Genomic DNA, 13,939 nt, shown 5'->3' with positions numbered 1-13,939 from the left:
CGGGAGTGTGGCCCCGGCCCTCGGACCCGTACATGCGCTCGGATACTCAGTTCCTGAGTTTCCCGAGGGGCGGCTTCTGTGTACGTTCCGGAGCCGCCCCGGCGGAAGCGGTTTGAACGAAGCCCGCCGGGCCCTGTATGGTTCAACCCGTTCCCGGGCGATTAGCTCAGTGGGAGAGCGCTTCGTTCACACCGAAGAGGTCACTGGTTCGAACCCAGTATCGCCCACCGGGGAAAGCCGGTCCGCCAGCATCACGGCGGACCGGCTTTCACATGTTCGGGCCGCTGCCCGGCCGTTGCGCGGAGCGCCGTTCAGGCCGCCGCCGCGGGCACTTCCGGACGCGGGCGCAGCGGCCACGCCTGATCGACCGCCTCCGGTGTCCCGCTCCGGGCGAACCACGCCTCCAGACCGCGCGCCTGCGCCGCGTGCCAGCCGGCCTGGAGGGTGTGCAGCTCGGCCGGTGAGAGCCGCTCCAGCCGGGACGAGAAGCGCCGGCAGATCGCGCGCACCAGCTCCAGCGAGGCCGTGGCGTCGGCCGCCGCGTCGTGGGCGCCGTCGAGCGGAATCCCGTACAGCTCGCACAGATCCTTGAGCGTGCGGCGGCCCTTGCGGTAGCGGTCCAGGTGCTTGTCCAGCACCCGGGGGTCCACCACCCGCAGCGGCACGTCCGCCAGATACCCGGCCAGCGACGAGGCCCGGTGCCGCTTCAGCTCGCGGTCCAGCAGGGTCAGGTCGAACGGTGCGTTCATCACGACCAGCGGGCGGCCGGTCGCGCAACTCTCGGCCAGTGAACGGGCCACCTCGTCCATCACCGGCGCGGGCCAACGGCCGTTGCGCTGGAGGTGGTCGTCGGTCAGACCGTGGATCTCGGTCGCCCCGGCGGGGACCGCGATCCCCGGGTTGACCAGCCAGCGGGTGGTGCGGACGCGCCCGCCCGTCGTGTCCTGCGCGACGAGAGCGGCCGAAACGATCCGGTCCTGCTCGACGTCCACGCCTGTCGTCTCCGTGTCAAAAGCGGCCAGTGGCCCTTCGAACCAGTGCATCATCCCCGAACTCCTCGCACCTGCACGGCAGATGGAGTGATTCCTCTGCCCGATATCGGTGATACCCGTGCTGTTTGCCTGATACGCCGTTTGCGGGCGTTCTCCTGCGGTGACAACACAGGTGAGGGGGAGGGGAGTTGCTCCTCGGTCATCTTCGGCGTCCGTCTTCTCGGCGCCGTCTCCCACGTCTCCCCGGCATCACTCTCCCCGGCATCACCTCTGAACTTCTGACGGCACGTCCGGAAGGCATACGGAGCCATGGCGCTCGCGCAGCCCGACCCGGGGGGCCCGCCCGTCCGCGCCGAAGGGTTCGGTCCGGCGGAGCAGCGGAACGCACCGCTGCGCGGCTCCCTCGCCACCACCGCCTGTATGGAGACCCTCCAGGTGGGCTACCTGCACGCCGTCGCGGCGGCGGCGGGCTGCTCGCTCTCCCAGCCCTTCCCCGACAACGGCATCGACTGGCACGTCAGCCACGGTGCCGCCGCCCACACCGTCGACGACGAAGTGACCATCAAGGTGCAGCTCAAGTGCACCTATCAGATACCGCCGCACCCGGCGGGCGGCGCGTTCTCTTTTACGCTCGACAACGCCCATCTCGTCAAGCTGGCCCGCACCCCGGTCTCGGTCCACAAGATCCTCGTGGTGATGATCGTGCCGCGCAGCCAGGACGAGTGGCTGAGCGCCGGGCCCGGCAGCCTCGATCTGCGGCACTGCTGCTACTGGACCAACCTGGCCGGCCACGCGGTGACGGGCCGGTACCGGACCACCGTGCGCATCCCGACCTCACGGATCTTCGACGACCGCGCACTCTGCGACATCATGGCCCGGGTCGGGGCCGGAGGGAGACCCTGATGCACCGGTCGATGGACGAACCCACGGGCCCGGCCGAGCTGTTCGGCGCCCGGTCGCACCCCGCCGCGCCCGGGGAGTACGCCGGGCCCGGCGGGGACGGCACCCCGCTGCCCGACCCGGCGGTGCTCACCGCGCTCCTGCACCGGTACGGCTGGCAGCGGCGCGGCGGAGCGGCCGGGCGGTACGGCCGCTGGTCCCCGCCCGGACCGGCCGCGGGCACCAGCCTGCTGGTCCCCGAGAACGCGGCCTTCCCCGACACCGACGACCTGCTGGCCGAGGCGCTCACCGCGCTCTCCCGCAGCGCCGCCCCCTCCGCCCGCTCCATCCTCGTCTCCCTCGCCGTCCCCAGCGACGAGGTCCGCTGGTGGCGCGAGGTCCCCGAATCGGCGGCCGGGGCGGCGGGCGCCTCGGGGTGGGCCGAGGCGGAGGAGCTGCGCGCGGCGGCCCGGCAGATCCTGCTGGCCGGGGCGCTGGCCGCGCGGGGCCGGGCCGGGTACCACGGGGCCCGGCACCGCAGGAAGGCCCGGGCGGCGCTGGACGGCACGCTCATCGGGCCCGCGCCGGGCGGGCGCCTGCTCACCGCGTTTGTCCCCGTCGACTCCGGACGCGCCGTCGCCGTACAGCTCTGCCACGCCCTGCACGCCACCCGCGAGGCCGTGGACTACCAGCGGGCGACCGGGGGCATGGAGGCGTTCGACAGCGCGGTGGCGGCGGGCGTCAGCCGGGAGCTGACCGAGGCCCTGGTGACCCTGGTACGCGGCAGCGAGGGGGCCGGGATCGATGTGCGGTGGGCGCCCGCGGCGGGCACCCCGGACGGCTGCCCGGCCCGCCCCGCGCCCGTCGAGTTCTCCCCGGGCGACCTCCCCGCCCTGCGCTCGGCCGGGGCCCGCTACCTCCGCGAGGAGCCCGCCGTCCCCGTCCGGATCACCGGGGCGGTGGTCCGGCTGCGCCGCGCGGGGCCGCGCGGCCCCGGGATCGTACGGCTGCGGGTGCTGGCGGGGGCGGAGGTCGCGCACGTACGGGTGGAGCTGGACGAGGAGGCGTACCGGATCGCGGGCCACGCCCACCTCGTGGGGCTGCCGCTGCGGGTGGAAGGGCGCCTTGAGCGGCGGGGCGGCTTCCGGCGGCTCACCGGGGCCTCGCAGGTCGCGCCCGTCCAGGTCGACGAGGCGGAGCGGGACCGGCTGATGAAGTCGCTCCAGGAGAACGTGGACTTCTTCGAGGAGGCGTGCGCGGGGGAGGAGCCGTAGCCCGGCCCGGAAGGCGTTCGCATCGGGGGCTGAGGGCTCGGTACGATTCGTAGTGCTTAGCCAGATGAAGGCAGGCATCCCCCTCAGTCAGGAGAGACCGGTGTCAGACGTCCGTGTGATCATCCAACGCGATTCCGAGCGGGAAGAGCACGTGGTGACGACGGGCACGACCGCCGGTGAGCTCTTCCCCGGTCAGCGCACCGTCGTCGCCGCGCGCGTCGGCGGCGAGCTCAAGGACCTCTCGTACGTGCTCCAGGACGGCGAGAGCGTCGAGCCGGTGGAGATCTCCTCCGAGGACGGCCTGAACATCCTGCGCCACTCCACCGCGCACGTCATGGCCCAGGCCGTGCAGGAGCTCTTCCCCGAGGCCAAGCTCGGCATCGGCCCGCCGGTCAAGGACGGCTTCTACTACGACTTCGACGTCGAGAAGCCGTTCACCCCCGAGGACCTCAAGGCCATCGAGAAGAAGATGCAGGAGATCCAGAAGCGGGGCCAGAGGTTCTCCCGCCGCGTGGTCTCCGACGAGGACGCCCGCGAGGAGCTCGCGGACGAGCCGTACAAGCTGGAGCTCATCGGCATCAAGGGCTCCGCCTCCTCGGACGACGGCGCGAACGTCGAGGTGGGCGGCGGCGAGCTGACCATCTACGACAACCTGGACGCCAAGACCGGTGAGCTGTGCTGGAAGGACCTCTGCCGGGGCCCGCACCTGCCGACCACCCGGTTCATCCCGGCGTTCAAGCTGATGCGGAACGCGGCGGCGTACTGGCGCGGCAGCGAGAAGAACCCGATGCTCCAGCGTATCTACGGGACCGCCTGGCCGACCAAGGACGAGCTGAAGGCGCACCTGGAGTTCCTGGAGGAGGCCGCCAAGCGCGACCACCGCAAGCTCGGCAACGAGCTGGACCTCTTCTCCTTCCCCGACGAGATCGGCCCCGGCCTCGCGGTCTTCCACCCCAAGGGCGGCGTCATCCGCCGGGCCATGGAGGACTACTCGCGCCGCCGCCACGAGGAGGAGGGCTACGAGTTCGTCTACAGCCCGCACGCCACCAAGGGCAAGCTCTTCGAGAAGTCCGGCCACCTGGACTGGTACGCCGACGGCATGTACCCGCCCATGCAGCTCGACGACGGGGTGGACTACTACCTCAAGCCGATGAACTGCCCGATGCACAACCTGATCTTCGACGCGCGCGGCCGCTCCTACCGCGAACTGCCGCTGCGCCTCTTCGAGTTCGGCACGGTGTACCGGTACGAGAAGTCGGGCGTCGTGCACGGCCTGACCCGTTCGCGCGGCTTCACGCAGGACGACGCGCACATCTACTGCACCAAGGAGCAGATGGCGGAGGAGCTGGACCGCACGCTCACCTTCGTGCTCAACCTGCTCCGCGACTACGGGCTCACCGACTTCTACCTGGAGCTCTCCACCAAGGACCCGGAGAAGTACGTCGGCTCGGACGACACCTGGGAAGAGGCCACCGAGACGCTCCGCCAGGTCGCCGAGAAGCAGGGGCTGCCCCTGGTCCCGGACCCGGGCGGCGCCGCGTTCTACGGCCCGAAGATCTCCGTACAGTGCAAGGACGCCATCGGCCGGACCTGGCAGATGTCGACCGTGCAGCTCGACTTCAACCTGCCGGAGCGCTTCGACCTGGAGTACACCGGTCCCGACGGCTCCAAGCAGCGCCCGGTGATGATCCACCGCGCCCTGTTCGGCTCCATCGAGCGCTTCTTCGCCGTGCTCCTCGAGCACTACGCGGGCGCCTTCCCGGTCTGGCTCGCCCCGGTCCAGGCCGTCGGCATCCCGATCGGTGACACCCACATCCCCTACCTCCAGGAGTTCGCCGCCAAGGCGCGCAAGCAGGGGCTGCGGGTGGACGTGGACGCGTCCTCGGACCGGATGCAGAAGAAGATCCGCAACCAGCAGAAGAACAAGGTCCCGTTCATGATCATCGCCGGTGACGAGGACATGGCCAACGGTGCCGTCTCCTTCCGCTACCGCGACGGTTCGCAGGAGAACGGCATCCCGGTCGACGAGGCCATCGCCAAGATCGCCAAGGCCGTCGAGGACCGCGTCCAGGTCTGATCCGTACGGCGGACAACGGCCCCCGGAGCGCTACCCGCGTTCCGGGGGCCGTTTCTCGTCCTCCCGCGCGAACACCTGGATCAGCCAGGACGAGAACGACCCCGTCACCGCGCCCAGCAGCGCCAGACCGCAGGCCATCAGCCCCGCCGCGACCACCCGCCCCCAGAACGTGACCGGGGTGGCGTCCCCGTAACCGACCGTCGTGAGCGTCGCGCACGCCCACCACACCGCGTCCCCGAACGTCCGGATCGAGGCGTCCGGGGCCCGGTGCTCCAGGTGGTAGACGGCGAGCGAGGCGGCGAGCCCGAGCAGGCCGACGGTGATGCCCGCGTACGCCATCACGCGCGCGTACAGGTTCAGCCGGGGCCGGTCGTGGCGCCGCTGCACCGCCTGGTAGACCTGCACCATCCGCAGCGGGCGCAGCAGCGGCAGGAGCAGGACCACGGTGTCGAGCCAGTGGACCCGCAGGAAACGCGAGCCCAGACCGCTGAGCCGCAGCCGCGCCACGTAGTCGACGAGGAAGAGCAGCCAGGTCGACCAGACGAGGGTCAGCGCGAGGTCGTTCCAGGGCTCGGCCTCGTGCGGGGTCAGCACCCGGACCGCGTACCCGGTGAGAAAGAGCAGTCCCGCGAGGAAGAGCGGCACCTCCGTGCGCTGCTCCCAGCGGGTCAGCCGGGCGGGTGGCTCGGGGGCGGCTCGGTCGCTCATCGCCTCAGCATCGCGGGCGGCCGGGAGGTGCGGCCCCGGCGACACGCTCCGCGCGGGTGAAGCAATATGCTGATCGGCATGACGAGTGAGCCGGAGCAGCAGATCGGCGTGGGGACGCCGGACGCGTTTCAGCGTCTGTGGACGCCCCATCGGATGGCGTACATCCAGGGTCAGGACAAGCCGAGCGGCCCGGGGGCCGAGGACGGCTGCCCGTTCTGTTCGATTCCGGCGAAATCCGACGAGGACGGGCTCGTGGTGGCACGCGGCGAGCACGTCTACGCGGTGCTGAACCTCTACCCGTACAACGGCGGACACCTCATGGTCGTCCCCTACCGTCACGTGGCCGACTACACCGAGCTGGACGGCCCGGAGACGGCGGAGCTGGCGGACTTCACCAAGCGCGCGATGGCGGCCCTGCGCGCCGCCTCCGGGGCGCACGGCTTCAACATCGGGATGAACCAGGGCTCGGTCGCCGGTGCCGGGATCGCCGCCCACCTGCACCAGCACCTGGTGCCGCGCTGGGGCGGCGACACCAACTTCATGCCGGTCATCGGCCACACCAAGGTGCTGCCGCAGCTGCTGGGCGACACCCGCACGATGCTGGCCGACGCCTGGCCGACGGGCTGAGCGGACGGGGTACGCACCCGGAAGGGGCGGGCGAACCGTCCCGTACCTGAAGAAGGGCCCTGCCGATCCGTTCCGGCGGGGCCCTTCCCGTACGTACGCGCATCCGCTACGCGTCGTACACGTCCGCCTTGCGCGGGGACGGGTCCTGGACGAGGCCGCTCAGTATCATCGAGCGGTTGTCGAAGCGCTCGGTGTCCACGCCGTTCTCCGCGAGGACCCGCATCGCCGCCGAGTGCACCACCCGCAGCACCGGGGTCGCCGCGCGCATCGCGTCGTCCGCCATGAAGCGGTGGTTCCACGGCTTGGCCGCCCAGGCGTGCCGCAGTCCGAAGGGTTCCGGCAGCACGATCTTCCCGCCCAGGTAGTCCAGCAGCGGCGGATACCAGGTGAAGGGCGCCCGCAGCGCCAGCCGGACGACCTCCCTGGCCTCCACCACCGGCAGCTGGATGTCCCGGGTCTCCCAGAACTTGACGGTCTTGTTGACCGTCTTCGTGCGGGCGGCGGGCTTGGCGAAGAAGAGGCCGTGGACCGGGCCCAGCGCATGGCCGGTGACCTCGATGCGCAGCGTCTCGTGGAGCACGGTGACCGTGATCATCATGGTGATCACCAGCTGGCCGTCCCAGAGCGTGAACTGCACGCCCAGGTAGTGCCGGTCACCGCTGCCGAACTGCTGGTGGTTGCAGATCCGCTGTATCTCGTGCGGCTTCACCTGGAAGGTCGCGACATCCTCCCCGTCGGGACGGGAGACGGAGTCGGCGCCCTCGCCGATGGGGGAGACGATCCAGTGCTTCACGGACGGCTTGGGGAAGCCGCCGGTGTTCAGCGGGCCGCGCTCCAGCATCTTCAGCTGGTCGTGGATGATCCGGATCAGGTCCCAGCTGCGGAACTGGTGGATCTCCTTCGTCGGGTCCTTCGGCGTCAGCTCCTCGGCCAGCTGCCAGCTGCCCCACCGGGTGCCCATGCCGAGGATGCCCTTGGGACCGGCGTAGAAGACCGCGTTGGACTGCTGCTCCGCCGAGAGCTTCTCCAGTCCCTGGCGCAGCGCCTCGCGCGCGGTCTCGTTGGGGTTCTTCGGCACCGCCTCGGGGATCTTGGCGATCACCCCGGTGCCGGACAGCAGCCCCTCCCACCGGGCCCGCAGATCCTGGGCGGAGGTCTCCGCGACCCTCTTCGCGAGGAACCAGCCGATCACCGGGGCGACGATCGAGCACCGGATGTAGAGGTTCAGGAACCCGTCCATCGGCAGCTTCCACAGCAGGACCAGCGCGCCGACCCCGAACGCGGCGAGCAGCACCGTGCCGACCGCCCGGAACGCGGCGTCCTTGGACTTGGCGAGGGCGTCCTTGATGCGGAAGGCGATGATCCAGAGGATCATCCCCGGCAGGAACAGGAAGCCGAACACCCCGGTGATCAGCGTGAGCCGGGTGTCGCGCGCCTTGCGGAGGTTGGTCGCCGACAGGCAGTGCTCCACCACGGTCTGCGGATCGGTGCCGAAGGACTGGATGAGCGCGGCGCGGGAGCCGCCGAGCATCCGCTCCTGGACGGCACGGGAGAACGCCTCGCCGAGGTTCGGCTTGAAGTAGTCGGACTTGAAGAGCTTGGATGCCCCCGCCTTCACCGTGGATTTGTGCCACTCGCTGTTGGCGTCGAGGATCGTCTCCACCGGGCTGTCGCGGTACGCGGCCGAGGCCAGGGCATTGGTCGCCACCGACTGGCCGCCGGACCCCTGGATCGGGATCTGCGCCCCGGGTGAGAAGTCGAATACGTCGTTGGCCACTGTCTGTCGCCCCCACTCGCCGCACGGTCTGCTCCTGCGGTGTGCCCAACTACCGTACGCGGCATACCTTCTGAGCTGCGACCACAGCGTATCGTCCGGACGCCCGCACCGTCCGTCACCCACCGGGAAGCGGACGGTGTGTGCGACAGTGCGCCGGTCACGCGCCGGGTGATCCGTTCCCCCGCTCCGCGCGGACCCGCTCGGCGAGCTGCGGCGGCATCGCCTCGAACCGGGCGTGCGTCCGGTCGAACCGCCCGGTGCCATGGGTCAGGGAGCGCAGGTCGAGCGCGTACCGGCCGATCTCCGTCTCCGGCACCTCGGCCCGTACGAGGGTGCGCCCGCCCGGACTCTGCTCGGTGCCCACCACCCGGCCGCGCCGCCCCGACAGATCGCTCATCACCGGGCCCACATAGTCGTCGGGGACCAGCACGGCGACCTCGCAGACCGGCTCCAGGAGCTGGATACGGGCCTCGGCCGCCGCCTCCCGGAGGGCGAGCGCCCCGGCGGTCTGGAAGGCGGCGTCGGAGGAGTCCACCGAGTGCGCCTTGCCGTCCAGCAGGGTGACGCGTACGTCCACGAGCGGATGCCCGGAGGCCAGGCCCCGGGCGGCCTGGGCCCGTACGCCCTTCTCCACCGACGGGATGAACTGGCGCGGCACCGAACCGCCCACGACCCTGTCCACGAACTCGATACCGCTGCCCGCAGGCAGCGGCTCCACCTCGATCTCGCAGATCGCGAACTGGCCGTGCCCGCCGGACTGTTTGACATGCCGTCCGCGCCCGGCCGCCCGCCCGCCGAACGTCTCGCGCAGCGCGACCCGGTGCGGTTCGGCGTCGACCCGGACGCCGAACCGGCTGCGCAGCCGCTCCAGGGCGACCTCCTGGTGGGCCTCGCCCAGGCACCACAGGACGACCTGGCGGGTGTCCGGGTTCTGCTCCAGGCGCAGGGTCGGGTCCTCCGCGACCAGCCGGGCCAGGGCGTGCGAGAGCTTGTCCTCGTCCGCTTTCCCGTGCGCCTTCACGGCCGTCGGGAGCAGCGGGTCCGGGGTCGACCAGGGCTCGATGAGGACCGGGTCGCCGGAGGCGGAGAGGGTGTCGCCGGTCTCCGCCTCGCCCAGCCGCCCCACACAGACCAGATCGCCCGCCACGCACCGGTCCGCCGGGTGCTGCTGCCTGCCGAACGGGGTGGTCAGCGCGGTGACCCGCAGCTCCGCCTCGTGACAGGGGTGCGGCGCGCGCCCCGCCGCGTCGAGACCGTGGCCGCACAGATGCACGGCGTCGTCGGGCCGCAGGGTGCCGGAGAAGACCCGGACCAGCGAGATACGGCCCGCGTACGGGTCGGACGACGTCTTGACGACCTCCGCGAGCAGCGGGCCCTCCGGGGCGCAGGCCGGGGCGGTCCTGGGCTCGCCGGACGGGGTGGTGACGGTGGGCGGGGTGCGCTCCAGCGGGGTCGGGAAGCCCCGGGTGACCAGCTCCAGCAGCTCCACCGTGCCGATGCCCTGCCGGGCGCCCTCGGCGGCTGGGGCGGCGGCCAGCACGGGGAAGAAGGTGCCCCGGGCGACGGCCCGCTCCAGATCCGCGATCAGTGTCGATATATCGATGCTGTCGCCCCCGCTGTCGAGGTACCGGTCCATCAGCGACTCGTCCTCGCTCTCGGCGATGATCCCCTCGATGAGCCGGTCCCGGGCCTCCGCGAGCGGCTCCTCCTGGTCCGGCGCGGGCGGCAGCTCGGCCCGCTCCCCGGAGGAGTAGTCCAGGACGCGCCGGGTGAGCAGCCCGGTCAGCCCGGTGAGCGGGGCGTGCCCGTCGGCGGCCTCGGGACCGAGGACCGGCAGATAGAGCGGGAGTACGGCATCGGGGTCGTCCCCGCCGAACGTCTCCGCGCAGATCCGGGTCATCTCCTCGAAGGAGGTGCGGGCGGTGTCGAGATGGGTGACGACGATCGCCCTCGGCATCCCGACGAGCGCGCACTCCTCCCACACGGCCCGGGTGGTCGCCGCCACGGACTCGGACTCCTGGGCCGCCGAGACGACGAAGAGGGCCGCGTCCGCCGCCCGCAGACCGGCCCGCAGTTCCCCGACGAAGTCGGCGTAACCGGGGGTGTCCAGCAGATTGACCTTGCGGCCGTCCCAGGCCACCGGGACCAGCGAGAGATGTACGGAACGCCGTCGCCGCCGCTCGATCTCGTCGTGGTCGGAGACGGTCGCCCCGTCCTCGACCCGGCCCGCCCGGTTCACGGCCCCCGCCGTCAGGGCCAGGGCCTCGACCAGGGTGGTCTTGCCCGATCCGCTGTGGCCGACCAGCACCACGTTCCGTACGTCGGAGGGGTGGCCGGCCGCCGGTACGCCTCCGGCGGCCCCGGGGTGTGCGTGCGTCTTCTCGCCCATGGTGTGCCTCCCGGTGGGTGGCGCGGTACGGGAGGGAAGCGGCCGACCGCGCTGGACGGCGGGTACGGGGAGAGCCGCCGAGGCGGCCCCGGTCCTTCGAGCTTGGCACCCGGGCGCCGACGCGTCCATACAGGGGGGACAGGGGCGTGGGCCCGCCGTGACACCACTGCCGGAGGGTGCCCGTCCGGTGGCGGGCACCGGTCGTGACTACGATGGGCCAGCCGGTGGCCGATGGGGCCGCTCGGCCAGCCGAACCCTCGGGAAAGCCATGCTGAACAAGTACGCGCGTGCATTTTTCACGCGTGTCCTCACACCGTTCGCCGCTCTGCTGCTCCGCCTCGGGGTCAGCCCCGACGCGGTCACTCTCATCGGCACGGCCGGCGTGATGGCAGGTGCGCTGGTCTTTTTCCCGATGGGGGAGTTCTTCTGGGGCACCATCGTCATCACCCTGTTCGTCTTCTCCGACCTCGTCGACGGCAACATGGCGCGGCAGGCCGGGATCTCCAGCCGGTGGGGCGCGTTCCTCGACTCGACGCTGGACCGGGTCGCCGACGGGGCGATCTTCGCCGGGTTCGCCCTCTGGTATGCGGGCCGCGGTGACGACAACATCCTCTGCGCGGTCGCGATCTTCTGCCTGGCGAGCGGTCAGGTGGTCTCGTACACCAAGGCGCGCGGCGAGTCGATCGGGCTGCCCGTCGCGGTGAACGGGCTGGTGGAGCGGGCCGAGCGGCTCGTCATCTCGCTGGTCGCGGCGGGTCTCGCCGGACTCCACAAGTTCGGCGTCCCGCACATCGACATCCTGCTCCCGATCGCCCTGTGGATTGTCGCCGTGGGCTCCCTGGTGACCCTGATCCAGCGCGTGGTGACCGTACGCCGTGAGTCCGCCGAGGCCGACGCGGCCTCCGCCGCCAACGGACCGGCCGACCGGTGAGCGCGCTCAGGGGCCGGATCACCGACGGGCTGTACGGGCTCGGCTGGGGCGCGGTGAAGAAGCTGCCCGAACCCGCCGCCGAGGCCCTGTTCCGTACGATCGCCGACCGGGTCTGGAAGCGGCGCGGCAAGAGCGTGCTGCGCCTGGAGTCCAACCTCGCACGGGTGGTCCCGGACGCGGGCCCGGAGCGGCTGGCCGAGCTGTCCCGGGCCGGGATGCGCTCGTACATGCGGTACTGGATGGAGTCGTTCCGGCTGCCCACCTGGACCCCGGAGCGCATCAGGGCGAGCATCGACGTCAAGGATGCCCACTTCCTGACTGAGGGCCTGGACAGCGGACGCGGGGTCGTCCTGGCCCTGCCGCACCTGGGCAACTGGGACCTGGCCGGAGCCTGGGTCACCACCGATCTGAAGGTCCCCTTCACCACCGTCGCCGAGCGGCTGAAACCCGAATCGCTCTACGAACGGTTCGTCGCCTACCGCGAGGGCCTGGGCATGGAGGTCCTCCCGCACAGCGGCGGATCGGCCTTCGGGACGCTGGCCCGGCGGCTGCGCGCGGGCGGCCTGGTCTGCCTCGTCGCGGACCGGGACCTCTCCGCCTCCGGGGTCGAGGTGTCGTTCTTCGGCGCCACCGCCCGGATGCCTGCAGGCCCTGCCCTGCTCGCCCAGCAGACGGGCGCGCTGCTGCTGCCGGTGACCCTCTGGTACGACGGCACGCCGGTGATGGGCGCCCGCGTCCACCCGGCGGTCGAGGAACCGGCGGAAGGCACCCGGGCGGAGAAGACGGCCGCCATGACCCAGGCTCTGGCCGACGCCTTCGCCGGAGGCATCGCGGACCACCCGGAGGACTGGCACATGCTCCAGCGGCTCTGGCTGGACGACCTGGAACCCCGGGGGGAGAGCGCGTGACGACCGCATTCCGGGGAGAGCGCGTGAAGCCCGAAGCCCGGGGAGGGCACGTGAGGGCCGGATTCCGGCGAGAGCACGTGAGGGCCGGATTCCGGCTGGAGCACATGAGGACCGGACTCCGGGGAGCGCGCACGTGAAGATCGGCATCGTCTGCCCGTACTCCTGGGACGTCCCCGGCGGCGTCCAGTTCCACATCCGGGACCTGGCCGAACACCTCATCGGGCTCGGCCACACCGTCTCCGTCCTGGCCCCGGCCGACGACGAGACCCCGCTGCCTCGTTACGTCGTCTCGGCGGGCCGGGCCGTCCCGGTCCCGTACAACGGCTCCGTCGCCCGGCTGAACTTCGGCTTCCTGTCGGCCGCCCGGGTCCGCCGCTGGCTGCACGACGGCACCTTCGACGTCATCCACATCCACGAGCCGACCTCCCCCTCGCTCGGCCTGCTCGCCTGCTGGTCCGCGCAGGGGCCCATCGTGGCCACCTTCCACACCTCCAACCCGCGCTCCCGGGCGATGATCGCCGCGTACCCGATCCTCCAGCCCGCGCTGGAGAAGATCAGCGCGCGGATCGCGGTGAGCGAGTACGCGCGGCGCACCCTGGTCGAGCACCTGGGCGGGGACGCCGTGGTCATCCCGAACGGCGTCGACGTCGGCTTCTTCGCCAAGGCCGAGCCGAAGGCCGAGTGGCAGGGGCAGACCCTCGGTTTCATCGGCCGCATCGACGAACCCCGCAAGGGGCTGCCCGTCCTGATGAAGGCGCTCCCCGCCATTATCGCGGCCCGCCCGGAGACCCGGCTGCTGGTCGCGGGGCGCGGGGACGAGGAGGAGGCGGTGGCATCGCTGCCTAAGGAGCTGCGCGGGCGCGTGGAGTTCCTCGGCATGGTCAGCGACGAGGACAAGGCCCGGCTGCTGCGCAGTGTCGATGTGTACGTGGCCCCGAACACGGGCGGCGAGAGCTTCGGCATCATCCTGGTGGAGGCCCTGTCGGCGGGGGCCCCGGTCCTCGCGAGCGACCTGGACGCCTTCGCGCAGGTGCTGGACCAGGGGGCGGCGGGCGACCTCTTCGCCAACGAGGACGCCGACGCGCTGGCCGCCGCCGCGATCCGGCTGCTGGGCGACCCGGAGCGCCGGGCCGGACTGCGGGAGCGGGGCGAGGCGCACGTACGGCGGTTCGACTGGGGGACCGTGGGGGCCGACATCCTCGCGGTGTACGAGACGGTGACGGACGGGGCCGCGTCGGTCGCGGAGGACGAACGGTCGGGGCTGCGGGCGCGGTTCGGGCTGGCGCGGGACTGAGGAGCCCGTACGGGCTGTGCCGGGGCGCGGGCTCCCGCTTTTCCGGGGCGCGGCCTTCCGTGGGAACCAGGAGGCGCGGCCTC

The 13,939-nt window shown here is 71.7% G+C and carries 11 protein-coding genes and 1 tRNA gene; 8 read left to right on the top strand and 4 right to left on the bottom strand.

The window, feature by feature from the left end; translation table 11 throughout:
* The first annotated feature begins 155 nt into the window (after positions 1-155).
* Positions 156-230: transfer RNA gene (locus tag B7C62_04225), tRNA-Val, on the top strand.
* Between the two features lie 81 nt (positions 231-311).
* Here B7C62_04225 and B7C62_04220 read toward each other — a convergent pair.
* Complete coding sequence (locus B7C62_04220) at positions 312-1,046, bottom strand: DNA polymerase III subunit epsilon (GenBank protein ARF71556.1); 735 nt, start codon at positions 1,044-1,046, stop codon at positions 312-314.
* Between the two features lie 255 nt (positions 1,047-1,301).
* On the opposite strand from B7C62_04220, the gene B7C62_04215 reads away from it, so the two are divergent.
* The 3 genes from B7C62_04215 (at position 1,302) to B7C62_04205 (ending at position 5,222) form a co-directional block, all read left to right on the top strand.
* Positions 1,302-1,895 carry a DUF4365 domain-containing protein gene (locus B7C62_04215; protein ARF71555.1) on the top strand — a complete coding sequence of 198 codons (594 nt, stop codon included), beginning with the start codon at positions 1,302-1,304 and terminating at the stop codon, positions 1,893-1,895.
* The gene (locus B7C62_04210; GenBank protein ARF71554.1) at positions 1,895-3,145 is read left to right on the top strand and encodes a hypothetical protein; all 1,251 of its coding nucleotides are present in this window, start codon (positions 1,895-1,897) and stop codon (positions 3,143-3,145) included. The genes B7C62_04215 and B7C62_04210 overlap by 1 nt, the downstream gene beginning before the upstream one ends.
* 100 nt (positions 3,146-3,245) lie before the next feature.
* Positions 3,246-5,222, top strand: a complete 1,977-nt coding sequence (locus B7C62_04205; GenBank protein ARF71553.1) for a threonine--tRNA ligase — start codon at positions 3,246-3,248, stop codon at positions 5,220-5,222.
* Positions 5,223-5,252: 30 nt separating this feature from the next.
* Here B7C62_04205 and B7C62_04200 read toward each other — a convergent pair whose 3' ends face one another.
* A complete protein-coding gene (locus B7C62_04200) occupies positions 5,253-5,930 on the bottom strand; it encodes an ion transporter (GenBank protein ID ARF71552.1) in 678 nt (225 codons plus the stop codon).
* Between the two features lie 66 nt (positions 5,931-5,996).
* Here B7C62_04200 and B7C62_04195 point away from each other — a divergent pair, with 66 nt between their 5' ends.
* Positions 5,997-6,557, top strand: a complete 561-nt coding sequence (locus B7C62_04195; protein ID ARF71551.1) for an HIT family hydrolase — start codon at positions 5,997-5,999, stop codon at positions 6,555-6,557.
* A 106-nt stretch (positions 6,558-6,663) separates the two neighbouring features.
* On the opposite strand, the gene B7C62_04190 is transcribed toward B7C62_04195, so the two are convergent.
* Together B7C62_04190 and B7C62_04185 are read right to left on the bottom strand one after the other, a co-directional pair.
* Positions 6,664-8,334, bottom strand: coding sequence for a hypothetical protein (locus B7C62_04190; GenBank protein ARF71550.1), 1,671 nt, complete (start codon positions 8,332-8,334; stop codon positions 6,664-6,666).
* A 157-nt stretch (positions 8,335-8,491) separates the two neighbouring features.
* A complete protein-coding gene (locus tag B7C62_04185) occupies positions 8,492-10,723 on the bottom strand; it encodes an elongation factor G-like protein EF-G2 (protein ID ARF71549.1) in 2,232 nt (743 codons plus the stop codon).
* 268 nt (positions 10,724-10,991) lie between these two features.
* Here B7C62_04185 and B7C62_04180 point away from each other — a divergent pair, with 268 nt between their 5' ends.
* The 3 genes from B7C62_04180 (at position 10,992) to B7C62_04170 (ending at position 13,856) form a co-directional block, all read left to right on the top strand.
* A complete protein-coding gene (locus B7C62_04180) occupies positions 10,992-11,654 on the top strand; it encodes a CDP-diacylglycerol--glycerol-3-phosphate 3-phosphatidyltransferase (protein ARF71548.1) in 663 nt (220 codons plus the stop codon).
* Positions 11,651-12,562, top strand: a complete 912-nt coding sequence (locus tag B7C62_04175) for a phosphatidylinositol mannoside acyltransferase (protein ID ARF71547.1) — start codon at positions 11,651-11,653, stop codon at positions 12,560-12,562. The genes B7C62_04180 and B7C62_04175 overlap by 4 nt, the downstream gene beginning before the upstream one ends.
* A 133-nt stretch (positions 12,563-12,695) precedes the next feature.
* A complete protein-coding gene (locus B7C62_04170; GenBank protein ARF71546.1) occupies positions 12,696-13,856 on the top strand; it encodes an alpha-(1-2)-phosphatidylinositol mannosyltransferase in 1,161 nt (386 codons plus the stop codon).
* Positions 13,857-13,939: the final 83 nt, after the last annotated feature.

Origin of the sequence: Kitasatospora albolonga, from assembly GCA_002082585.1 — a bacterium.
Taxonomy (GTDB): Bacteria; Actinomycetota; Actinomycetes; order Streptomycetales; family Streptomycetaceae; genus Streptomyces; species Streptomyces stephensoniae.
The sequence above is the reverse complement of the archived record's forward strand: the minus strand, read 5'-3'. Positions and strand labels throughout refer to the sequence as shown.

What these genes read in the sequence shown, in the direction of transcription:
- B7C62_04220 (ARF71556.1), bottom strand. Translation starts at nt 1,046, where the DNA reads ATGATGCACTGGTTCGAAGGGCCACTGGCCGCTTTTGACACGGAGACG.
- B7C62_04215 (ARF71555.1), top strand. Translation starts at nt 1,302, where the DNA reads ATGGCGCTCGCGCAGCCCGACCCGGGGGGCCCGCCCGTCCGCGCCGAA.
- B7C62_04210 (ARF71554.1), top strand. Translation starts at nt 1,895, where the DNA reads ATGCACCGGTCGATGGACGAACCCACGGGCCCGGCCGAGCTGTTCGGC.
- B7C62_04200 (ARF71552.1), bottom strand. Translation starts at nt 5,930, where the DNA reads ATGAGCGACCGAGCCGCCCCCGAGCCACCCGCCCGGCTGACCCGCTGG.
- B7C62_04195 (ARF71551.1), top strand. Translation starts at nt 5,997, where the DNA reads ATGCTGATCGGCATGACGAGTGAGCCGGAGCAGCAGATCGGCGTGGGG.
- B7C62_04185 (ARF71549.1), bottom strand. Translation starts at nt 10,723, where the DNA reads ATGGGCGAGAAGACGCACGCACACCCCGGGGCCGCCGGAGGCGTACCG.
- B7C62_04180 (ARF71548.1), top strand. Translation starts at nt 10,992, where the DNA reads ATGCTGAACAAGTACGCGCGTGCATTTTTCACGCGTGTCCTCACACCG.